At 64.9% G+C, this 21324-nt stretch carries 16 protein-coding genes; 8 read left to right on the top strand and 8 right to left on the bottom strand.

Going from position 1 to position 21324, the window contains the following annotated elements:
- Nucleotides 1-69 precede the first annotated feature (69 nt).
- Nucleotides 70-882 carry an MBL fold metallo-hydrolase gene (locus C8D78_RS16420; protein ID WP_120954945.1) on the bottom strand — a complete coding sequence of 271 codons (813 nt, stop codon included), beginning with the start codon at nt 880-882 and terminating at the stop codon, nt 70-72.
- 508 nt (nt 883-1390) lie between these two features.
- Here C8D78_RS16420 and C8D78_RS16415 point away from each other — a divergent pair.
- Together C8D78_RS16415 and C8D78_RS16410 are read left to right on the top strand one after the other, a co-directional pair.
- Nucleotides 1391-3451, top strand: a complete 2061-nt coding sequence (locus tag C8D78_RS16415; RefSeq protein ID WP_120954944.1) for a phosphocholine-specific phospholipase C — start codon at nt 1391-1393, stop codon at nt 3449-3451.
- Between the two features lie 122 nt (nt 3452-3573).
- Nucleotides 3574-4773, top strand: a complete 1200-nt coding sequence (locus C8D78_RS16410) for an alkaline phosphatase family protein (RefSeq protein WP_208641987.1) — start codon at nt 3574-3576, stop codon at nt 4771-4773.
- A gap of 80 nt (nt 4774-4853) precedes the next feature.
- On the opposite strand, the gene C8D78_RS16405 is transcribed toward C8D78_RS16410, so the two are convergent.
- Nucleotides 4854-5549 carry an alpha/beta fold hydrolase gene (locus tag C8D78_RS16405; RefSeq protein ID WP_120954942.1) on the bottom strand — a complete coding sequence of 232 codons (696 nt, stop codon included), beginning with the start codon at nt 5547-5549 and terminating at the stop codon, nt 4854-4856.
- A gap of 262 nt (nt 5550-5811) precedes the next feature.
- On the opposite strand from C8D78_RS16405, the gene C8D78_RS16400 reads away from it, so the two are divergent.
- Nucleotides 5812-6414 (top strand): VC0807 family protein, encoded by a 603-nt coding sequence (locus tag C8D78_RS16400; RefSeq protein WP_120954941.1) that lies wholly within the window; start codon nt 5812-5814, stop codon nt 6412-6414.
- A 70-nt stretch (nt 6415-6484) separates the two neighbouring features.
- Here the strand turns inward: C8D78_RS16400 and C8D78_RS16395 are convergent, their stop codons facing one another.
- From C8D78_RS16395 to C8D78_RS16385, 3 genes are all read right to left on the bottom strand, one after another.
- Nucleotides 6485-8122: an amidohydrolase gene (locus C8D78_RS16395; protein ID WP_120954940.1), complete on the bottom strand. Its 1638-nt coding sequence runs from the start codon at nt 8120-8122 to the stop codon at nt 6485-6487.
- Nucleotides 8123-8318: 196 nt separating this feature from the next.
- Nucleotides 8319-9230 carry a carbon-nitrogen hydrolase family protein gene (locus tag C8D78_RS16390; RefSeq protein ID WP_120954939.1) on the bottom strand — a complete coding sequence of 304 codons (912 nt, stop codon included), beginning with the start codon at nt 9228-9230 and terminating at the stop codon, nt 8319-8321.
- A complete protein-coding gene (locus C8D78_RS16385; protein WP_120954938.1) occupies nt 9231-10781 on the bottom strand; it encodes an APC family permease in 1551 nt (516 codons plus the stop codon).
- Between the two features lie 110 nt (nt 10782-10891).
- On the opposite strand from C8D78_RS16385, the gene C8D78_RS16380 reads away from it, so the two are divergent.
- The gene (locus C8D78_RS16380; protein ID WP_120954937.1) at nt 10892-11536 is read left to right on the top strand and encodes a TetR/AcrR family transcriptional regulator; all 645 of its coding nucleotides are present in this window, start codon (nt 10892-10894) and stop codon (nt 11534-11536) included.
- Between the two features lie 58 nt (nt 11537-11594).
- Here the strand turns inward: C8D78_RS16380 and C8D78_RS16375 are convergent, their stop codons facing one another.
- Nucleotides 11595-12968, bottom strand: coding sequence for an aspartate aminotransferase family protein (locus C8D78_RS16375; RefSeq protein WP_120954936.1), 1374 nt, complete (start codon nt 12966-12968; stop codon nt 11595-11597).
- A 25-nt stretch (nt 12969-12993) separates the two neighbouring features.
- Nucleotides 12994-14481 (bottom strand): CoA-acylating methylmalonate-semialdehyde dehydrogenase, encoded by a 1488-nt coding sequence (locus C8D78_RS16370; RefSeq protein WP_120954935.1) that lies wholly within the window; start codon nt 14479-14481, stop codon nt 12994-12996.
- Between the two features lie 134 nt (nt 14482-14615).
- Between C8D78_RS16370 and C8D78_RS16365 the strand changes: the two genes are divergently transcribed.
- The 3 genes from C8D78_RS16365 (at nt 14616) to C8D78_RS16355 (ending at nt 18827) form a co-directional block, all read left to right on the top strand.
- Nucleotides 14616-16277 (top strand): PucR family transcriptional regulator, encoded by a 1662-nt coding sequence (locus tag C8D78_RS16365; protein ID WP_120954934.1) that lies wholly within the window; start codon nt 14616-14618, stop codon nt 16275-16277.
- A gap of 167 nt (nt 16278-16444) precedes the next feature.
- A complete protein-coding gene (locus C8D78_RS16360) occupies nt 16445-17476 on the top strand; it encodes an NADPH:quinone reductase (RefSeq protein ID WP_120954933.1) in 1032 nt (343 codons plus the stop codon).
- A 196-nt stretch (nt 17477-17672) separates the two neighbouring features.
- Entirely contained in the window at nt 17673-18827 is a 1155-nt protein-coding gene (locus C8D78_RS16355; protein WP_120954932.1) for a DUF2235 domain-containing protein, read from the top strand.
- A gap of 195 nt (nt 18828-19022) precedes the next feature.
- Here the strand turns inward: C8D78_RS16355 and C8D78_RS16350 are convergent, their stop codons facing one another.
- Entirely contained in the window at nt 19023-19934 is a 912-nt protein-coding gene (locus tag C8D78_RS16350; RefSeq protein ID WP_120954931.1) for a sugar phosphate isomerase/epimerase family protein, read from the bottom strand.
- A gap of 247 nt (nt 19935-20181) precedes the next feature.
- On the opposite strand from C8D78_RS16350, the gene C8D78_RS16345 reads away from it, so the two are divergent.
- Complete coding sequence (locus C8D78_RS16345) at nt 20182-21180, top strand: substrate-binding domain-containing protein (protein ID WP_244208444.1); 999 nt, start codon at nt 20182-20184, stop codon at nt 21178-21180.
- Nucleotides 21181-21324: the final 144 nt, after the last annotated feature.

Below are 21324 nucleotides of genomic sequence, written 5' to 3'. Positions count from 1 at the left end.
TCTGCGTCCAGCGCACTTCAGCTTGAACCGCTGCTCGATTCCAAATTGACGCCTACGCACAACGGACGTTCAGGTCATATGGTCGAAGTCTCCTCGTGCCCAAGTAGCGTGTCTCTGGGCGGAATCGTGCAAGATGGCCTTGGCGCCGGACGCGATGACGTTGTTGAAGTTGCCATAGATCCGGTCGAACTTGAGCTGCTCCAGCTGCGCGGCGACTCGCAACGCCACTGCGCCGGACAGCGGCAAATGATTCGGGTAGCTGCGCATGAAGGCGATGGAGCGACGGTCCGGATTTGGATAAACACTGTCACCGGTGAGCAGTACGCCTCTGCCGTCCGCTCCTGCAGCCCAGTGCACCACCGCGCTGCCCGGGAAGTGCCCCCCGGTCTGGTGGAGTGTCAACCCTTCGGCGACCGTTCGACTGCCGGACCAGTATTCGATCATCGGATCATCCCGCCCCAGCCACTGCCGGTCTGCGTCCGCCACAAGTACAGGGACACCACCGAGCTGATGCGACCATTCAACCTGAACACCAAACATGTGTGGATGGCTAGCGGTGATCGCCAGGACCGGGCCTCGCTCGAGCACTGCCTTTACGGCGCTGTAATCGACATATCCGACCGGATCCCACAGCAACGAACCCTCGGGTGTCACCACAAGTTGAGCGGTCTGGCCGATCCCGACCTTCGGCTCTGTCTGGATCCCGATAAGTCCCGGCTCGTTCTCCTTCAACACTGTCCGCTGGCCCTTCTGCGTCAGTCCGTCCAGTGAGAGCCACTGTTGTCCGGCCTCGGGCACATACTGCCGCTCGTCGGCGCAGATCGGGCAGACCTCCGGGGTAGGTTCGTCGCGTTCGACAGCGCAGCTCGCGCAGATCAGCATTGTCTGCCCCTTCTAAGCGTCATGTGTCCTGCTTCCCGCCTTCTTCACCTTCGGCCGCAGGCTGACGTGCCCAGACTATGGCACGCGAAAGTCTCCTCGGAAGAGAGATCCTCGCGGAGCCTATTGAATTGGCGGGCCGCCGTTCTCCGTGGCCGGGCGGACAGGCGGGAAGCCGGCGCTCCGGATTTCGGCGCGCGAAGGGCCGCTGATGCGGCGGCCGTCCACCGGGGCTGACAGGCGGGCTGTCATCGGCGTTTGGTCAGCCAGGTAGGCCGGTCAGGGTTCTGGACGCAGAATCGCCTGTGGCCTAGCCCCCACGCCGGCGTCCCCTTGATTTCACCCGTCTGGCCTGCGCTGTCTGGACGACCCAGGTGCCGGGCGCCGCCGCGTGCCGTCCTTTAGGTAAGCATGCTGTCTGTTGTTCACCCCACCTCTACGGAGCGTTTACCTGGGGCTGGCACAGTCCGTCGCGGGGGTTACCGGAAACACAAGGCATTAGGAGCAGCTCATGGCAGGTTTGGACCGCCGTCGTTTTCTTCAGCTTTCGGCCGCCGGCGCCGCCGGCACCGCGATCTCTCAGATGCTGGGACAGAGCATCGCCCGGGCCGCGGAGATTCCGGCCAACCGGGCCACGGGCTCGATCAATGACGTTGAGCATGTTGTGATCTTCATGCAGGAGAACAGAGCGTTCGACCATTACTTCGGCACGCTCCAGGGCGTGCGCGGGTTCTCGGACCCGCACCCCGCGGTTTTGCCGTCGGGCAAGGACGCGTTCCACCAGGCCAACGCCACACGCGAGGTCACGCCGTTCCACCCGACGGCGCCGAACCTGGGCATGCAGTTCATGGAGGATCTGGACCACTCGTGGAAGCTGACCCATGAAGCCTTTAACAACGGCAAATACGATAAGTGGCTGCCGGAGAAGACCGACGCGACGATGGCGTTTTACGGCCGCCAGGACATCCCGTTCCACTTCGCCCTTGCCGACGCGTTCACGGTCTGCGATCAGTACCACTGCTCGGTCCTTGGCCCGACGGACCCGAACCGCTACTTCATGTTCGCCGGCGGGGACGACCCTGACCGCAAAGGCGGAGGCCCTGACCTGTGGAACGATGAGAAAGGATACTGGTGGAGCACGTACCCGGAGGAGCTTGAAAAGGCCGGCGTGAGCTGGAAGGTCTACCAGGACATCGGGGAGGGCCTCGACCCGGCGCACTATGAGGGCTGGACTAGCGACCCGTACATCGGCAACTACGGGGACAACTCGCTGCTGTACTTCAAGCAATACCAGGACGCCAAGCCCGGAAGCCCGCTGTACGAGAAGGCGCGCACCGGGACGAACGCCAAAGCCGGCGATGACCTCTTCCGGGTCCTCCGCGAGGACGTGAAAGCCGGCTCGCTTCCGCAGGTGTCCTATATCGTGGCGCCCGAGGCCTACACGGAGCACTCGAACTGGCCGCCGAACTTCGGCGCCTGGTACGCGGCCAACGTCCTGGACATCCTTACCTCCAGCCCGGAGGTGTGGAGCAAGACGGCGGTGCTGTTCATGTATGACGAGAACGACGGCTTCTTCGATCACATCGTCCCGCCGCACCCGAACACCCCGCAGATTCCGGGCGCGTCCACGGTCTCGACGGCCGGCGAGTGGTACGACGGCACCCCGACCTTCTATGGCAGCAAGGACGTTCCGGGACATTTCGGTCTGGGTGTCCGCGTGCCGATGATCGTGGCCTCGCCGTGGAGCATGGGCGGCTGGGTCTGCTCCGAGACATTCGACCACACCTCGATCATCCGGTTCCTGGAGGCCCGCTTCGGCGTCGCCTCGCCGAACATCACGCCGTGGCGCCGCGCGGTCAGCGGCGACCTCACCAGCGCGTTCGACTTCGCCGCAGCCGGCGGGGCCGCGCCGGCGATGCCCGATACCTCGGCGTACAAGCCGGCTGACAATAACCGTCATCCGAGCTACGTTCCGACGCCCCCGGCGACGAACACTGTGCCCGGCCAGGAGAAGGGCACGCGTCCGTCCCGCCCGCTAGGCTACGCCCTCGACGTCGAGACGAGGATCGACGGCGGCAAGCTCGCCGCCCACTGGGCGAACCGGGGCACGCTTGGCTCGCACGTGCAGGTCCGCTCCAACCTGCTGCCGGCCGCTCCGTACTCCTACACCATTGGGGCGGCGGCATCACTTGATGCGTCGTGGGCGCTTGGTGCCGAGTACGACGTGCACATGCACGGACCGGCCGGCTGGTACCGGCACCTCGCGGGCACGACGGCGGCTGCGGACCTTCGCGTTACCGTCACCGCCGACGCTAGAGCCCCGCATGCGCAGTTCCGGATCGAGAACAGCGGCCCGGCGGGCGCGGCCCTGAGCCTCAAGGACGCCTACGGCGCCGGTACCCAGACGCTCTCGCTCACCCCGGGCCAGAGCAAGACCGTCATCATCCCCACCCAAGGCGGCTGGTACGACCTGACCATCACCTCCGCCGCGGACCCAAAGCTCGTCCGCGTCCTCGCCGGCCGGCTCGAGAACGGCCGGCAGCTCACCAGCGACCCCCAGCTCGGCCGGTAACCGCACCGTGGGCGCGAGGGCCGATGGCGCCGTCGTCGCCCCTGGCACCAACTCCGTCTTACTTTGCTGCACCACCCGTAAACAGGCGCCCCGTCCGGGGCGCAACCCGAAAGGATTATCCAATGCTTAGCATGCTGAAGAGCCGGAGGGCAGGCGCGGCAGCGCTTGCTGCCACCGTAGCGTTCACTGGGCTCGCTGCCGCGGGTGCGGCTGCACCCGCGGATGCGCAAACAACGTCGGGCACTGCCGCCCAGGCCAGCGGACAGGGCAAGAACGGCCCCGACCACGTGTTCGTCATCATGATGGAAAACCACGGCTATGACCAGGTCATCGGCAACACCTCCGACGCTCCCTACATCAATGCACTCGCCCGGCGCTACAACACGGCGACGAACTACCACGGCGTCACGCACCCGAGCCTGCCCAACTACCTGGCCACCATTTCGGGAAGCTCCCAGGGCATCTGGGATGACTGCAAAGCCGGTTCAGACGTTAAGTGTGCCCCCGAAGAGTTTGTCCCCGGCTCCAGCGACCCGGGAGCCACCGGGAGCCTCACCCCGGCGCAGGTCGCCAGTGCCTCGTCCACTCCGCACATGTTCTCCGGCAAGACCATTGTTGATCAGCTTGAGAACAAGGGCCTGAGCTGGAAGGCGTACATGGAGAGCCTTCCAAGCGCCGGCTCCCAGGTCGAATACGCGCCCTCGATCGGCTCCTCGACTGTCAAGCTGTATGCGCAGAAGCACAACCCGTTCATGTACTTCTCGAACATCAACTACCCGGGCAGTCCGCGCCTGCAGAACATCGTGCCCCAGGAGAACAACCTCAAGGCCGACCTGACCAGCGGCAAGGTGCCGAACTTCGTCTGGATCAGCCCGAACCAGTGCCACGACATGCATGGGGTCTCCGCCTCGGGGGCTGCTGCCGTTGGGACGCCAGAGTGCGGTTACCCGGCATCCGGCCTGGACCACGGGGCGATCCAGCTCGGCGACAACTATGTCAAGCAGACGGTCCAGCAGATCATGGACTCACCGACGTGGAAGACGACCAAGTCCAGCATTGTCCTTGCCTGGGATGAGAACGACTACTCCGGGTCCACTGGCGGCCCGGGCAGCCCGGTGGGGCAGAACGGCGCCGTCCTCGGTGGCGGGCACGCCCCCACGATCGTGATCAACTCAGCGGACGGCCCGCACAAGACGACGAACCAGCTCGCAGACCACTACACCCTGCTCTCCACCATCGAGCACATGTGGCACCTCGGCTGCCTGGCCAACACCTGCTCACCCACCACATCGGGCACCTTTGAGGAACTCTTCCACCCGTAACCCTCAGAGGGGTGGGGTTCGTTCCGTCGAGAACGGATCGGCGGGCGTGCTCTGGGCGTTACCACCGTGCGGGCTGTCGGCTATGTGGCGGACTCGAGCCAGGCGTTGACGGCGTCCCGTGCGGCGGCGGGCTGCTCGTGGAACAGGAAGTGGCCGGCACCCTCGATGACGGTGTACCGGGCGGCGGGCAATGCGGCTGCCATTTCTTCGGCAGCGCTGATGGGGATGAGGCGGTCGCGGGCGCCGTGGATGATCGCCGTTGGGCAAGCGATGGACGGCAGTATTGAGCGGAGATCGTCTCGCTGGACAATTGCCTGTTGCTGTCGGAGAAAGGCGTCTGCGCCGACGGGGGTGGTCATGGAGCGCCAGGTGGCCAGGAGGGCGTCGTCGGATTCGTTGTCTGGTGCGACGACGCCAGGGAAGGCGGCGTCGACGAGAGCGTCGAAATGCCCGTTTTCGACGAGCGCGGACTGGCGCGTCCGCGATTGGATCTGTTCCGTGGTGTCGGCTCGGGCGGAGGTGCTGACGAGTGCGAGAGCGGTGACGCGGTCGGGTGCTTGCCGGATGACTTCGAGGGCGACGTACCCTCCCATGCTTGTTCCGAGAACGGCGATGTCGCCGGCGTTCTCGCGGAGGATCCGGTCGGCCATGGCCGCGATGGTGTCATCGTGGCGGGTGTCGGCCAAAGTGACCTGCCCGCGCGTCCAGACGGTATCGAGCACGGGGGCATAAGCGAGCGGAGAGCAGAGCAGAGGCGGTATCAGGACAATCTTCACGGTCTCAGTCTTGCTGCACCCACCGACATTAACCTAAAGACGCAGGCGCTCGGGCTCAAGCTAAGCAACCGGAGCAGACCAGCCTCGAATCGACAGCAAATAAGAGCATCCCGGGATGATTCAACCCGGTTGCGGTGCCTGTTGACGACGCTTTCCGCTCGGACCTAGCATGGCGTTGCCGGTCTGTGAAGCTCGTGGTCAGAAACGGAGGGGAGCTGAAGATGGCAGCTCCGGTGATCACCGAATTCGGCGGAGTCCGGGCTTGCTGACGCGAGCGCTGGTCCGCGGTCTGGCTTGGGACGTCGGGCTACCGCTGGCTGCCTACTACCTCCTGCATTTCGCCGGCGCCACGGACTGGGCCGCGCTGCTGGCGGCGACGGGAGCCGCTGCCTGCCGGCTGTTGTGGACCGCGTTCAAGGCACATTCCCTTAACCCTTTTGCCCTGCTGATGGCCATCGTCTTCGGACTCGGCCTGGGCCTGTCTTTCCTTACCGGTGACCCGCGGTTTCTTCTGCTTAAGGACTCGGCCATCACGGGCGGCATCGGTGTTTCTTTCCTGGTTTTGGCCGCTCTGGGACATCCCCTGACTTTGGACGCAGCCAAGACCTGGAGTCCGGAGCGGGCCGGGGAGATGGACCTGGAATTCCACGGCAACCCGGCGGTGCACCGCTGGCACCTGAAGGTTTCTGCCGTTTGGGGTGCGGCACTGATTGCTGAAGCCAGTACGCGGGCCGTCCTGGTCTATCTGTTGCCTATTGACGTCATGGTGGGGGTTTCGGCCGCCTTGGCAGTGATGGTTTTCGCCGCCCTCATTGCCTGGACTGTCCGGGACCGGAGACGACGCCAAGCAGCGTGGTCTTCCTGACGGCTCTCGATGAGCCGCGAAGAGACTCGTAAGGTTCGCAAGTGGGCCGCGGAGAACGGGTACAACCCGCCTATTCTTGGCGGCTGAAGACAGTTTCTCCATCCACCCAGGTCGATTCGATCGGGACGTCAATGAGGTCGTCGGCGGAAACCAGAAGGGGGTCGTCGGCCCATATCGCGAGATCGGCCTTGTTTCCGGGCCGGATGGTTCCCTGGTCACTGTCTCCCTGGGCTTCGGCGGCCCAGACCGAGAAGCCCTTGAGCGCTTCGAGCGCCGTCAGCCTTTGTGACGGTTCGAAGACAGGAGCATCGGTCCGGCCTGGGATGCGGCGCAGGCGTGCCCATGCCATGCCGATGCGCGCGTCGTACTGGGCCACCGGCCAGTCCGAGCCCAGTGCAACGGGAGCGCCCGAATCGATGACGTCACGGATCCTCCAGGCCAGTTTCGATCGCTCGGCCCCCAGACGACTGGACCAAGAATCGGTTCCGTCCGCCTTTCGCCACTGCATGTGCAAGGGCTGCATCGACGCGGTGATTCCTGCCGTGGAAAGACGTGCGAGATCCCTGTCCGCAAGGCACTCCAGGTGCTCGATGCGGTGCGGGGCGCCGCGCCGGGATTGAACGCCGGCCGAGACGTATGCGTCGATCGCAGCGCCGATGGCCCGATCGCCGATGGCGTGCGTTGCGATTTGAAATCCTGCCTCGCTATATTGTTTGACGGTTGAGGCGTAGTCAGCCGGATCGGGCCAGAATGATTTCAGTCCGCCGCCCAACGTGTCCGGTTCATAGAGCCAGCCGGTTCCCGTATCTATAACACCGTCAAGGAAGAGTTTCACGAGCCCACCGCGCCAGCGGCGACCTCGACGGTCCTTCGACAAGAGGTAGGACCGGGCTTCTTCAGCAGACAGGCCGGGTCTGTGCTCAAATGCGGAAACCAGTCTGACGGACAGGCCTGCTCCCGTGCTATCGATCTTGTCGATGAAATCAAGCGACGCAAGGTCACCATCCATGATCGTCCCTGAGGTAATGCCGGTCCTCGATAGGCAGGAGATCAGCTCCCGGGCCCTCTCAACGGCCTGCGCCGCAGAAAGAGCCGGCGCGACGGCTCCCACCAATTCGTAGGCAGTGGCTTCCCGCAATTCCCCGGTGGGGTTCCCGGCGTCGTCGACAACTATCTCCGAAGTGTCGCAAAACCGGCGCCCACCTGTGATGCCGCTCATTCGCAGAGCTTCCTTGCTCGCCAGTGCGGTGTGAAGATCAAAGAGGAGGATGTACGCCGGTAGGCCGTAGACCGACTCCTCAATCAGGTCAGCGGATATTCGCCTGCCTTCAAAGACGCCGTAATCAAGGTTCCATCCCCGGACCCACCCCTCCGCGTCCTCTGAAAGGACTCGATTTGCTTCGGTGCGCAGGGCTGCCAGGAAACCGTCGTAGGTTGACACGGAGCCGAAATCGATGCCGACCGTGATTCCCGAACCCTGGATGGGGTGGAGGTGTCCGTCGACGAGTCCCGGCGTTATGGTTTGGCCCTTGGCATCGTGCACCTGGGTGCGTGGGCCCCGGTGCTCGCCAAGAAGGTGCTTGCCGCCGGCGGCGAGAATCCTGCCGTTCGCGATGACTATTGTGCTGACAGATGGCTGGCGTGGATCGAGGGTGTGCACCTTGGCATTGACGATGACCGTGTCCGCGGTTCTGAGGTGATTTGGCATCAGACTTCCTGTGATCTTGAATGTTGGGCATGCGCCCAAAGTGTTCGGCAGCGGTGGTCGCACGGCTTTCACGGCCGCCGATGGGCTGACGGGTGCGGATGGGATCGTGGTGCCGACGGCTGGTGCTGGTCACGGAGTGCGTACCTCCGGGACCGGAGGTACGCACTCGTGGGGGCAAGGGCGTGGAAGGAAGCGGTCAGGCCGTTGAGGCGCTGAGCTGGTTCACACGTGAATCGTCCGGGTCCGGGGTGCTCCACGCCGGGGGGTGGAAGTGTGCGCCGCCGTACATCGGGTAGCGCAGGATTCCTTCCTGGTCGTGGAGCTGAGCCCAGGGCCGGTTGATGCCGTGGGTTCCGTAGCGGCGGACCTGGGTGACCCGGTCGAGATCCAGGACTCCGTAGAGGATTTCCTCGCCTCCTCTGGCGTGCTGCATGATGGTGCCCTCCGGGTCCACAATGACGCTCTCCCCAACCGCTGATGGGTCAGCGCCGTTGACGTTGACGACGTAGATCTGGTTGGCGAAGGCGTTGGCCCGTGACATCACGATTTCCATTTCCCTGTCCCGGGTCGTGGTGAGGGTGGGCTGGATGATGACTTCCGCTCCGAGCCATGCCAGCTGCCGGGCGACCTCGGGAAAGCTTCCATCGAAACAGATGGCGAGGCCTACGCGTCCCCGGCCGGGGATGTCGAAGGTCACGAACGAGTCGCCCGGCGTGGTCGTTTCGAACGGGCGCCAGGGAAAGAGCTTCCGGTACCGGGCCACGATTTCGCCGTCGGGGGAGACTGCGATTGCCGTGTTGTAGGTGTTGCCGTCCTCGGTTTCCAGCAAGGAGCCGGGTACCAGCCAGACCCCCAGGCGGCGCGCCAGGTCCGCGATCCGGTCGGTGAGCGCGCTGGGGATGGGGCCTGCGGAGCGGGTTTCGCCCTCAGAGTCCGGGAGCAGGAATTCCCCGGGTGCCGCAAGCAGCAGTTCGGGCGCGACGATGATGTCCACCTCGGGGCCGAGCTCTTTGGCGGTCTCGGCTTGGGCGGCGAAGCGTTCCCAGGTTGCTTCGACGTCGTAGGGCACGGGCTTCGTTTGGATTGCTGCAATGGATAGGACGCGCATTTATGCCTCGGTTTCGCTGCTCAGGATGGATTGCAGTTCGCTGCGGGTGGAAAACGTTCCCCGGGGAATTGTTTGCCCGGTGAAGTATGGCCCGAACCTGGGCCGGATGATCGCTATGACCAGGACGCCCAGGGCGAGGGCGCCGATGCCGATCCAGAACACGGTTCCGATGCCCAGCCAGGAAAGCCCGGCATAGTCGGGGGACAACATGTCGACGGCGCTGTACACAAACGCTCCCGTCATCAGGAGGGCGCCCAGGCCCGGGAGGATGCCCTTGACGACAAGGTCAGAGGGGGAGGTGCGCATCTGGGGAGCGAAGTACACGACGCAGGCCAGCGCCGTCGCGGCGTAATAGGCGGCGATCATGAGGCCAACGGAGAGAATGGCCAGGCCGATGAAGTCGGCACTGATCGCAGTCAGGACGACCGTCACGGCAATGCTCAGGAGCGCCCACCAGACAATTGACGTGGTTGGTGTCCCCCTGGAGGAATGCATCTTCGTGGTGGCGGCGGGCAGCGCGCCGTACGTGCCCATGCTGAGCCAGGACCGGGGGTTGCTAATCGCGACGGTCATCAGGGCCGCCAATGCCGAGATGCCGACGGCGAGGATGATGACCTGCCCGAAGAGGCCGCCGGTGGCTTGGGGGCCGAGCACGGACAGGACATCCGAGACGGTTGCGGGATCCGTGATGCCGGCGGTCCCGGCAAATCCGACGGCGGCCGTCGCGGTGACAACGTAGAAGAACAGCAGAATCACGGTGGTGATGACGACGGCGCGCCCGGGTGTCCCCTTGCGGTCGGTCGTTTCCTCATTGACCGCTATCAGCGCGTCCCAGCCCCAGTAGATGAACAGGCACAGGATGACCCCATGAACCAGACCGGAGAGATCGCCGGAGGCGAAGGGGTTGAACCAGTCCAGCCGTGGCTGCTCAGCACCCGCCGCCGCGGACCCGGAGGCCATGGCGGAAAAGGCCCCGACGCAGAATCCGCCCAGAGCGACCAGCTGCAAGGCGATCAGCGCGTATTGAAGCCACGCGGAGAGTTCGATTCCGCGGGCCGCCACGACGCCGCTCAGGGCGATCAGCCCGCACGCGATGGCCGCGACAATGACCGGCTGGGATGCGGCCCAACCAAGCCCGAAAAAGGTCAGAAGATACGTCGTGGCAACCTGCGCCAGGGCCGCGCTGGAGATGAACGTGGCAATTTGGGGGACCCAGCCACCGAAGAACCAGCCCGACCACGGGCCAAAGACCCGGGAGATCCACACGAAAACCCCGCCGCAGTCTGGCATTTCCCGATTGAGGTCCCGGAATGCGAAGGCCGTGAACAGGATAGGCACGAAGCCCAGAAGGAACGCGGCGGGAGTGCTCGACCCGACCGCCAGGACAACGAAGCCCAGCGTAACGGCCAGGCTGTACGCCGGGGCTACCGCGGCAAGGCCCAGCGCCACAGTCGGGCCGATGCCGATCGATCCGGCCTTCAATCCCTTGCTCGCGGTGACAGCCGGAAGGGAGGGGGGTGGAACTGTGGGGGGCGGAAGGGGATGTGACATCGGGACTCCTCATCGAATCAAAGTTATTTGAATCACATTCAAATTTGAATGCCATTCAATACGGGTCTAGACTCGTTGTCAATAGGCATCGGGCCGGGGGAGGAGTGGCAATGGCAGAGCTCAGCAAGAGGGAAGTGCGCCGGAGGGGGATTGCCGCGGCGGCACAGGCCGTCGCCGCCCGCGACGGTGCGGAAGCTGCGACGCTGCGGGCGATTGCGGCGGAGGCAGGCATGGCCCCAAATGCCGTGCTGTACTACTACGGAAGTCTTGCCGAAATTACCGCGGCAGCCGTCGAAGCCTCATCCGCCAGATTCCTCGCACGGCTCGCGGAGGCAGCGGACCCCGCCATGAGCCCGACGGTCCGGCTCGCGGCAGTCATCAGCGCGGGCACCACGGCAGGACTGGAGGACGACACTTTCCGGATTCTATACGAGTACTGGACCCATTCGATCAGGGACGCGGAGCACCGACGGATCCAAGCGGAACTCATCCGCACCCAGCAAGCGACGTACGAAAAAATCATTGCCGACGGACTGCAGACCGGTGAGTTCCTTCCCGTCCTTGAACCGGCGATGATTGCGCGGACCCTGGTGGCCCAGGAGGACGGCCTGGTCATGGACGTTCTCGCCGGCACCGCCAGCAGCGAGGACGTGCTTGACCTGGTTGCCAGTCTCGCCTCGGCCCTTCTGGGCCTCAGCCGCGACACCCTCCTGGATCACATCGGAAGCCTCACCTTGTCCCATCCCGGCCAATAGCGGCCGGATCGTTCGCGGGCACAAGCTAGCTCCCGTCCTGCGCGAGTGCCCCGGTTCATCAGGTGGCGAACCCGTCCGCGATGTCCAGTACGGCGTCCAGGATGGCCAGCCCTGTCTGGGTGTCTTCGACGCTGGTGTTGCATGGCGGGACGACGTGGATGCGGTTGAAGTTCGCGAACGGGAGCAGGCCACGGGATTTGCAGGCCGCCACGAGCTGGTTCATTTCCGGGCTTGAGCCGCCGTAGGGTGCCAGGGGTTCGCGGGTCTGACGGTTTTTAACCAGTTCGATGGCCCAGAAGACCCCTGTCCCGCGCACCTCGCCCACGGACACGTGGTTGTCGGCGAATCCGCGGAGCGCAGGACCGATCACGGTCTCTCCGAGGAGGGCCGCATGTTGGACGATTTGTTCGCTCTCCATCGCGTTGATGGTGGCCACGGCGGCCGCAGTCGCGAGCGGATGGCCGGAGTAGGTCAGGCCGCCAGGGTAGACACGCTTTCCGAACGTAGCCGCGATTTCTGGGCTGATGGCGACGCCGCCCAGCGGAACATAGCCGGAATTAACACCCTTGGCGAAGGTGAGCAGGTCCGGGATGACATCGAAGTGCTCGCTGGCGAACCACTTGCCGGTCCGGCCGAAGCCGGACATGACCTCGTCAGCGATGAAGATGATGCCGTGTCTGGTGCAAAGATCCCGCACGCCCTGGAGGTACCCGGGCGGGGGCAGGTAGATCCCAGCGGTCCCGGGAATCGATTCGAGGATCAGCGCCGCGATGGTGGAGGGTCCCTCGAAGCTGATCAGCTGCTCCAGGTGCTCAAGCGCCCGGTGGCTTTCTTCGTCCTGTGTCGTGGCGTGGAAGGCGGTGCGGTACAGATAGGGAGGGAAGAAGTGGATAGTTCCCGTGCTGGCGTTGTCGCTGGGCCAGCGGCGCGGATCCCCGGTGAGGTTCACGGCGAGCTGGGTGCCGCCATGGTACGAGCGGTAGGCCGAGAGGACCTTGTGTCGGCCGGTGTGGAGCCGGGCCATGCGGACGGCGTGCTCATTGGCGTCGGCCCCGCCGTTGGTGAAGAAGATCTTGTCCAGCTCGCCGGGGGTGCGCCCGGCGATCAGGCGCGCGGCTTCGGAGCGGGCGTCATTGACGTAACTAGGGGCGATGGTGCACAGTTTCGTGGCTTGGGCGGCGATCGCGGACACGACGGCGGGGTGCTGGTGGCCGATGTTGGTGTTGACGAGCTGCGAGGAGAAGTCAAGGTATTTGTTGCCGTCACCGTCCCACACGTGGGAGCCCGAAGCCGCGGAGACGACCATGGGGTCGATGAGGTCCTGCGCGGACCAGGAATGGAAGACGTGCCGGCGGTCCAGCTCGTACGCGCGGCGTGCGGCGTCTGGGGTGTCCTCGACCGGCCGGATGCTGCTGTCAATCGTGGAGGTCATGGCGGTTGCCTTTCATCGGTGCCGGTTAGGCGTTCTGCGGGAAGCCAAGGTTGATGCCGCGGTGGCTCGGATCCAGCCAGCGGGAAGTCACGGCCTTGCCCCGGGTGAAGAATGCGACCCCTTCGGTGCCGTGGGCGTGCGTGTCGCCGAAGAGCGAGTTCTTCCAGCCGCCGAAGGAGTAGTAGGCCATTGGGACCGGGACCGGGACGTTGATGCCCACCATGCCAACCTCCACTTCGTTCTCGAAGCGGCGGGCGGCGCCGCCGTCGTTGGTGAAGATTGCGGTGCCGTTGCCGTAAGGGTTGGAATTGATCGTCTCAAGAGCCTTGTCATAGCTGTCCACGCGGACCACGGAGAGGACCGGGCCGAAGATCTCGTCGGTGTAGATGGACATGTCGGTGGTGACGTTGTCGAAGAGGGTGGGGCCAACGAAGAAGCCCTCGCCTTCGGCATCGGCGGCAATGTTGCGGCCGTCGACGACGAGCGTGGCGCCGGCCGACTCGCCGGCATCGATGTAGCCGGCCACTTTGTCCCGATGCTGGGCCGTGACGAGCGGTCCCATGTCGCAGCCGCGCAGACCGTCGCCGGTGCGGAGCGAGGCCGCTCGTTCGGCGATCTTGCCGACCAGTTCGTCCGCGATGTCGCCCACGGCGAGGAGCGCGGAGATGGCCATGCAACGTTCACCTGCGGAGCCGAAACCGGCGTTGACGGCGGCGTCCGCGGCAAGGTCGAGATCGGCGTCGGGCAGCACGATCATGTGGTTCTTGGCGCCTCCGAGGGCCTGGACGCGCTTGCCGTTGGCGGTGGCGGTCTCATAGACGTACTTGGCGATCGGCGTGGAGCCCACGAACGAGACGGCCTTGATGTCCGGGTGGGTCAGCAGGGCATCGACGGCTACCTTGTCGCCGTGCAGGACATTGAAGACGCCGTCCGGCAGCCCGGCTTCCTTCCAGAGTTCGGCCATCCAGTTGATGGCAGTGGGATCCTTTTCGCTGGGCTTGATGACGACGGTGTTCCCGGCGGCAATGGCCAGGGGGAAGAACCACATGGGCACCATGGCCGGGAAGTTGAACGGGCTGATGATCGCGACCGGTCCGAGTGCCTGGCGGACGGAATGAACGTCCACGTTGGTGGAGGCGTTGGCGGTGTAGCTGCCCTTGAGCAGGTGCGGGATGCCGCAGGCAAACTCCACGACCTCCTGGCCCCGGGTCACTTCCCCGAGGGCGTCATCCAGGACCTTGCCGTGCTCGGAGGTGATGATGGCCGCGAGCTCGCCTTTGCGGGTATTGAGCAGCTCGCGAAAGGCGAAAAGGACCTGCGTACGACGTGCCAGAGAGGTGTCCCTCCAGGCCGGGAAGGCGGCCTTGGCCGCGGCTACCGCGGCGTTACTTTCGGCGACGCTGGCCAGCGCAACCCGGCCGGTCACTTTTCCGGTGGCCGGGTTCGTGACGGGGGCCGTGCGGTCTCCGGCGGGGACGCAGGTGCCATTGATCCAGTGTTCGATGGTGTTCAAGGATTCTCCTCAGTGCGGTTGCTGTGCTGCGCCACGCCGTCTGCGGCGTGCTGTGTGTCCAGTCTGTCCGCGGCTGCGCAGCACCATAAGGGGCGGCATGTAAAGAAATAGGCTGTTTGGATTACACTCTGTAAATGCTGCCAACGGTGCGAACCATCCTCGACCTCCCCGTTATTCGTGCTGCGGGCGCCAGTGTCCTGGGTGGTTCAGCCGGTTTGGACGCGCCTGTGCGCTGGGTCCATGTCAGTGAAGTCCTCGATGTTTCCGGCTTGCTGGCCGGCGGCGAGCTGGTGCTCACCACCGGCCTTGAGCTGGAAAAGGAACCCGGCCTCACGGCGTCGTTCATCAGATCACTGGAGGAAGCCGCAGCCGCCGCGCTGATCGTCGAACTTTTCGGAAACAGGGAACGCAGTTTGGCTGCCCTGCGGGCTGCGGCCAAGGGGGCCTCGCTTCCGGTGATTGTCCTCGAGCGGCGGGTGCGGTTCGTGGAGATCACGGAGATCGCCCACCGAATGATCGTGGCGGAGCAGCTCGAACGCGTGGAGCGCGCCAGGGATGTCCATGAGGCTTTCACGGTCCTGAGCCTGGAAAGCGCGGGGAGCCAGCAGGTGGTGGAGCAGGCGGCGATGATGATCGACGCCCCGGTTGTTCTGGAGGACCTCTCCCATCTGGTCCTCAGCTACTCCGCCCGGCAGCTGGACACCGTCGAACTCCTGGAAGACTGGGAGCGCAGGTCCCGGACAACGCCATCGCCGGCCTCGACGGCGCGGACCGGACCGGAGCAATGGCTTCAGACCCCGGTGGGCGTGCGGAGAAATCTGTGGGGTCGGCTGATTGTGCCGGTGCCGATCAACGACGACGAGACGGCGGCAATGGTTCTGGAGCGCGCTGCACAGACCCTTGCCATTAACCGGCTCGCGGATCGGGACCGGCTGGAAGTGAGCCAGCGGGCCCAGGCAGGTCTGCTCAACGCCCTGCGCCAGCCCCGCGGAATGAGCGACGCCGAAGCCCTGGCGCGCGCCGCATCCCTGGGGCTGAAGCGGTCGCCGCTCTACGTGCCCGTGGTGTTCCGGACCACCCCAGCCCAGCAAGCCGGCGCGCACGACGCAACACTTCCGGCCGGCGATCCGCTCGCCGGCCAGCTGGAGGAGCGGGAACTTCTGGAGCTCCTGGCCCGCACGCTCAAAACAAGCTCCGGCACCGCCTTGACGGGTAGCATCCGCTCGGGTTCGATCGGCATGATTCTCGGCCTGCCGGCACGCGCGCTCCAGGACGCAGTGCTTCAGCACCTTGCTGTGGTTGTTGCCGAGCGGGCGCATCCGTCCGGGGACGCGGGGGCCGGGGCGGCGTCGCGCTGGACCATCGGCGTCGGCCGCCCCGCCAGTTCCCTCCTAGAGGCCGCCGCGGGCATCGACGAAGCGGCTCACGTCGCCGAGACGGCGGCTACCCTGCGCGAGGGCAGAAAATCGTTCTACCGGGCCACCGATGTCCGGCTCCGGGGACTCCTGGCCCTGCTTCGTCACGATCCGCGTGTCCAGCAGTTCGTCGAATCGGAGCTGGCCTCCCTCCTCACCGCGGAAGCCCGGGGCCAGGTGGGCCAACTGGAACTGCTCGGGAAGTATCTGGAATCCGGGGGCAACAAGGCGGCGATGGCCCGTAGCGGCTACCTGAGCCGTCCTACGCTCTACGCGCGGCTTGCCAAACTGGAAGAACTGCTCGCAGTGGATCTGGACGACGCCGAATCCAGGACATCCCTACACGTCGCACTCTTGCTGCACCGCCTGCGGGGCCTCTAGCAGCGGATCTTCATGCAGCCGGGAGTTCTGTGCGACCTGACCGCCAAGCCCCGCCAGCTGCTCACCGAGGCGGGCATGGCGGCCTCCAGAGCCAGAAAGAACCGTTGCCCACATCTGGTACGGCCCCCGGCGGGAATTTTCGGTCCGGGCCGGCGTTAGGTCTGAGTATGAAAGCAATCGTGTACCGTGCCACCGGCGATCCGTCTGTTCTCGAGCTCGTCGACCGCGAAATCCGCCACCCGGGACCCGGGGAGGTGCGCGTGCGGATTGTGGTTTCCGCGGTGAACCCCACCGACTGGAAATCGCGCCGCGGCGCCAAACCGGGCGAGCCTTTGCCCTTCGCGGAAGTCGTGCCGAACCAGGACGGCGCAGGAGTGGTGGACGCCGTCGGACCCGGCGTCGAACACCTCCACGTCGGTGACAGGGTCTGGCTGGCCTTGGCCGCCTACCAGCGCGCCGACGGCGGGACAGCCCAGGAGTTCGCCGTCCTGCCGGCCGAGCGGGTCTTCCCGCTGCCGGAGAACGCCGGGTTCGACGTCGGCGCAAGCCTGGGCGTTCCCGCGATCACCGCCCACCGGGCCCTGACCATCGCCGAGGACGGCCCGCGGCGCCTGCACCCGGGAAGCCTGGACGGCAAGGTAGTTCTCGTCGCTGGAGGGGCCGGCGCCGTGGGCCATGCGGCGATCCAGCTCGCCAAGTGGGCTGGCGCTACTGTGATCACTACCGTGAGCGGACCGGCGAAGGCTGCGCTGGTGACGGCCGCCGGCGCCGATCACGTCATCAATTACCGGGAAACCCAGGCGGCCGCGGAGATCCGCCGGATCGCTCCCGAGGGCGTCGACCAGATCGTGGAGGTCGCACCCGCGCAGAACGCGGAACTCGACCTGGCTGTGATTCGCAACCGCGGCTCCGTCGCGGTCTACGCGAACAACGGCGGCGATCAGATGACCCTGGACGTGCGCAGGCATTTCAGCCTCAACATCCGCTACCAGTTCGTGCTGCTCTACACCGTTGGCATGGCAGCGGTGCAAGCCGCCGCCGAGGACATCAACGCGGCCATCGCCGACGGCGCCCTTCCGGTGGGGGAAGCCGCAGGCCTGCCCCTGCATCGCTTCGACCTGGCAGGCACCGCTGCGGCCCACGCGGCGGTGGAAGAGAGCGTCGTCGGCAAGGTGCTGATCGATGTGTCAGCGGACTAGTCCGTGAGAAAGCCGCTGCCAGGGATGCCATCCTGGCCGGTGGAAAGCGTCGACAGGTGCGGCGCGGCTCGGCTCGGCGAGGGGGAGGGGTGAGGACCTTTGACCCTCGATTTTGACCAGAGCGAAGGTCCATATTGTGTCCATAGAGCCGCCGAATGGGTGAAGGCGCGGCAAAGGGCGACATCTAAGGGGCGTCGTGAAGCGTTTGGTGCTTTGCTGCGACGGGACTTGGTCCTTCCCCGACCAGAGCGATGGCGACAGCCCGTGCCCTTCTAATGTTTCAAAGTTCGCGCGTGGTGTCGCTGACGAGGGCGACGACGGCGTGGAGCAGCGCCTTTTCTACCATCGCGGCGTCGGCACAGGGCGCTGGGACCGGATTCTGGGCGGAGCCTTCGGCTTCGGACTCTCCCGCGGAGTCCAAGATGTCTACCGGTTCATTGTCGAGAACTATGATCCGGGCGACGAGCTCTATTTCGTCGGCTTCAGCAGAGGTGCGTTCACCGCACGCAGCGCTGCGGGATTCGTGCGCAATGCAGGGGTCCTGCGACGAGAGTTCGTCGACCTCATCGGCCGTGCTTACGAGTTTTACAGGAATCGCTCCAGCAGGACGAGGCCGAGCTCAATCGAGGCGCAATTCTTTCGCCGGTCGTACTCCTACGGCGAGGTTGACATCCACTGCATCGCGGTCTGGGACACAGTCGGTACCCTCGGCATCCCACTCAATGGGCTGCGCTGGGTCAACGTCTTCAACCGCCGCTACGCGTTCCATGACGTGGAGCTCTCGGGGAGGGTCAAATATGCGTTCCACGCCCTGGCCATCGACGAGCAGCGCCGTCCGTTCTCACCCACGCTGTGGACGCAACAGGCTGACGCCGTCGGCATGCAGACGCTGAAGCAAGTGTGGTTCGCCGGAACGCACTCCGATGTAGGCGGGGGCTGGCCCGACGCTGCCTTGGCAGACGTGCCCCTGATGTGGATCGTCGAACAGGTTAAGTCGGCTGGCCTCGGGTTCACCCCGGACGACTTCCTGCCCAAGGCGCCGCCCAATGCCCCCAAGCCTGTCATCCTCACGGCTCCGGACCCCCTCGGTAAGCTTCACGATTCCAGAACGCTATCTTGGCGGCTGATTCCCGCCGCTCCGCGAACGCTGGGCCAGGTGGATCCAGTTCACGAGGCCGTCTCCCGGGCTGCCCTCAGCCGATTCACGTGGGACCCGAAGCAGCTCGACGGGGGTGAGAGGCTCGACAAGATGTACCAGCCTGACAACCTGAGAACGTACCTGGCCGGCAAACACAACGTCGACGGCTTCGAGTCCTCTCCGTCCAATCCCTCGCCGGACAAGTTCTCCTGATCCCCAGACAGTTTTGAGGTCCAGGACCGGGATCCGGGAACGCCAAAGGCTTCCGGGACTCTGCTGAGGCCCGTCCGCTTCAGCGTCAGTCGTCGGCTTCGTGGCGGCCAGTGGACGCCGTTTCCCAGCTGTATTCAATCCACACGGAATAGTTTTCATTGGAATTCCTCCTCAGCGGATTTCCACGTCTCCCGGTTAGCCTGTGATCGCCGCATTATCAGCTGGATTTCCGGCGTCTGGTGCGGGCTCCGTTGGGAAGCACGCCAGTGCCGTTTCATGGGCCGATTCCAGAGCCTCCCGCACGGGAAGTGCGCGATGTTCTTTGGACAGGATTTCCACGCCCCAAGGACCGTTGAATCCAATGGATTTCAGTGTCTTGATGAATCCGGTGACATCCTGGTCGCCTTGTCCGCAGAGGCGGCGATTGTCGCGGGTGTCTTCGAAGAGGGAACCCCTGATGTCCGCATCCGCGTCGTTGAGTTCCACTCCGAAAATCTGGCCTGCGTCGAGGCTGCCGGCCAACTCGTCCAGGGTGGTTCCGGCACGGAAGACGTGCCAGTAGTCAACGACCAGGCCGCATCCGGTCATGTTTACTTTTCGCATGAGGTCCGCCGCTGCCGGCACTGTTCCGACCATCGAAAATGGCATCGGTTCCAGGGCGATGCGCGTCCCCCGAAGCGCGGCTTCGGCCGTCAGGCGTCGGAGGGGATCGACCAGGAAGTCGAGCTCATCCAGGGGCTTGCCCATGGCAGTTCCTACCTTTATGAACTTTGCCCCGAGTGTCTCGGCGGCCTCCAGGAGGAGGTCGAACTGGGGCCGCCACTCGTGGGAGAGGCTCTCGTCCCACCAGCCGGTGAGGAGCTCCACTTCAACGTGGCGGAGGCCGGCGTCGTCGATGAGGCTCCGCAGGGCCGGAAAGCCCAGGGTTGAGCGCACGGCGGCCAGATCGTCATGGGCGAGCCCGAAGCCTGACCATCCGGTTGAGGCTATGGCTTCGACGCGATCGGCAATGGGCACGGGACTGGTCTCGGGGACCTGCAACGGCGCCACGGCGCCGGCGCTGGTCCAGCAGGACGCGACAAGTTCCGGAGCATGGGTGTCGGTCATTGTTCTCCTTTGAAGCAAATCCGGGACTGCCGCCGGAAGCGGTCAGTGTCTTCTAAGAATGAAACCACACTTCGTTGGAACGTTCCATTGACATTTGGAATATTCCCGATCTAGAGTTGGAACGTTCCACCGTGAGAGGTGGATCACAGTCGTTCACAAACAGATGGCCTCCGTTTTCCCTCCCTGCCGCGGCATGGGGCAGAAGCGTACCGAAGGCCGAAATGGCGCGAATCAAAGGAGATTTCACGTGGCAAAGTTCACTTGGCGGCGGGGCGTAACGGCGCTCGCCGTCGTCCCGCTTCTGGCGCTGGCGGCATGTTCAAGCAGTGGGGGCAAGCCCGCAGACACGGCAAGTGCCGGCGGGGGAGGCGGCCAGGTTGCCAGCACGCCCCGGATCAAGGTAGCGCTCATCACCCACGCCGAGGCTGGCGACACGTTCTGGGACATTGTCCGCAAGGGCGCGGAGGCGGCAGCCGCGAAGGACAACGTCGAGGTTCTCTATACGAGTGATGCCGAAGCCGGCCGCCAGGCCCAGCTGGTGCAGCAGGCCATCGACCAGAAGGTTGACGGCATCGCCGTAACCATCGCCAACCCGGGCGCCATGAAGGACGTCCTGAAGAAGGCCACCGACGCCGGCATCCCGGTTGTGAGCTTCAACGCCGGTGGGGACGTTTCCGCGCAGATGGGGGCGTTTACCCACTTCGGCTCCAACGAGACCTTGGCCGGCGAAGCGGTCGGTGCCAAGTTGGCCGGGGAGGGTTACAAGCACCCCATCTGCGTGATCATGTCACAGGGACAGGTGCAACTCGAACAGCGGTGCGCCGGCGTGAAGACGATGGTGCCCGGCACTGAGATTCTCTATGTCAACGGGGCCGATATGACGGCAGTGCAGTCCACTACGACGGCGAAGCTTCAGGCGTCCAAGGATGCTGACGTGATCATCGGGTTGGGCGCTCCTTTCACCTTGACCATTCTCAAAGCCGTGGCAGATGCCGGCAGCCCGATCAAGGTGGCCAGCTTCGACCTGAACCCTGCGCTGGCGCAGGCAATCAACGATGGCAAGGTCCTGTTCACGGTGGACCAGCAGCCGTGGCTGCAGGGGTACTTGTCCGTTGACGCGATCTGGCAGAACAAGCTTGGTGGTTTCAAGGTCGGCGGCGGCCAGCCCGTCCTGACGGGACCCGCGATCGTCGACAAGTCCAACATTTCCGACGTGCTCAAGTACGTCCAGCAGGGTATCCGCTAACAGCCCGCTGGCAGGGCCGGCCCCGCGCCGGCCCTGCAGCAAGGAGACTTATTATGACCATCACCCAGACAAAGACACAGTCGCCGGCGCCCGATGAGCGCGTCGCCAAGCGTAGTCCGTTCCAGAAACTGCTCGGACGTCCCG

It is taken from the genome of Arthrobacter oryzae (genome assembly GCF_003634095.1).
GTDB classification, from domain to species: domain Bacteria; phylum Actinomycetota; class Actinomycetes; order Actinomycetales; family Micrococcaceae; genus Arthrobacter; species Arthrobacter oryzae.
Note: the sequence above shows the minus strand (reverse complement) of the source record. Positions and strands in the feature narration are given on the sequence as shown.

What these genes read in the sequence shown, in the direction of transcription:
- C8D78_RS16420 (WP_120954945.1), bottom strand. Translation starts at nt 882, where the DNA reads ATGCTGATCTGCGCGAGCTGCGCTGTCGAACGCGACGAACCTACCCCG.
- C8D78_RS16415 (WP_120954944.1), top strand. Translation starts at nt 1,391, where the DNA reads ATGGCAGGTTTGGACCGCCGTCGTTTTCTTCAGCTTTCGGCCGCCGGC.
- C8D78_RS16410 (WP_208641987.1), top strand. Translation starts at nt 3,574, where the DNA reads ATGCTTAGCATGCTGAAGAGCCGGAGGGCAGGCGCGGCAGCGCTTGCT.
- C8D78_RS16395 (WP_120954940.1), bottom strand. Translation starts at nt 8,122, where the DNA reads ATGCCAAATCACCTCAGAACCGCGGACACGGTCATCGTCAATGCCAAG.
- C8D78_RS16390 (WP_120954939.1), bottom strand. Translation starts at nt 9,230, where the DNA reads ATGCGCGTCCTATCCATTGCAGCAATCCAAACGAAGCCCGTGCCCTAC.
- C8D78_RS16385 (WP_120954938.1), bottom strand. Translation starts at nt 10,781, where the DNA reads ATGTCACATCCCCTTCCGCCCCCCACAGTTCCACCCCCCTCCCTTCCG.
- C8D78_RS16380 (WP_120954937.1), top strand. Translation starts at nt 10,892, where the DNA reads ATGGCAGAGCTCAGCAAGAGGGAAGTGCGCCGGAGGGGGATTGCCGCG.
- C8D78_RS16375 (WP_120954936.1), bottom strand. Translation starts at nt 12,968, where the DNA reads ATGACCTCCACGATTGACAGCAGCATCCGGCCGGTCGAGGACACCCCA.
- C8D78_RS16365 (WP_120954934.1), top strand. Translation starts at nt 14,616, where the DNA reads ATGCTGCCAACGGTGCGAACCATCCTCGACCTCCCCGTTATTCGTGCT.
- C8D78_RS16360 (WP_120954933.1), top strand. Translation starts at nt 16,445, where the DNA reads ATGAAAGCAATCGTGTACCGTGCCACCGGCGATCCGTCTGTTCTCGAG.
- C8D78_RS16350 (WP_120954931.1), bottom strand. Translation starts at nt 19,934, where the DNA reads ATGACCGACACCCATGCTCCGGAACTTGTCGCGTCCTGCTGGACCAGC.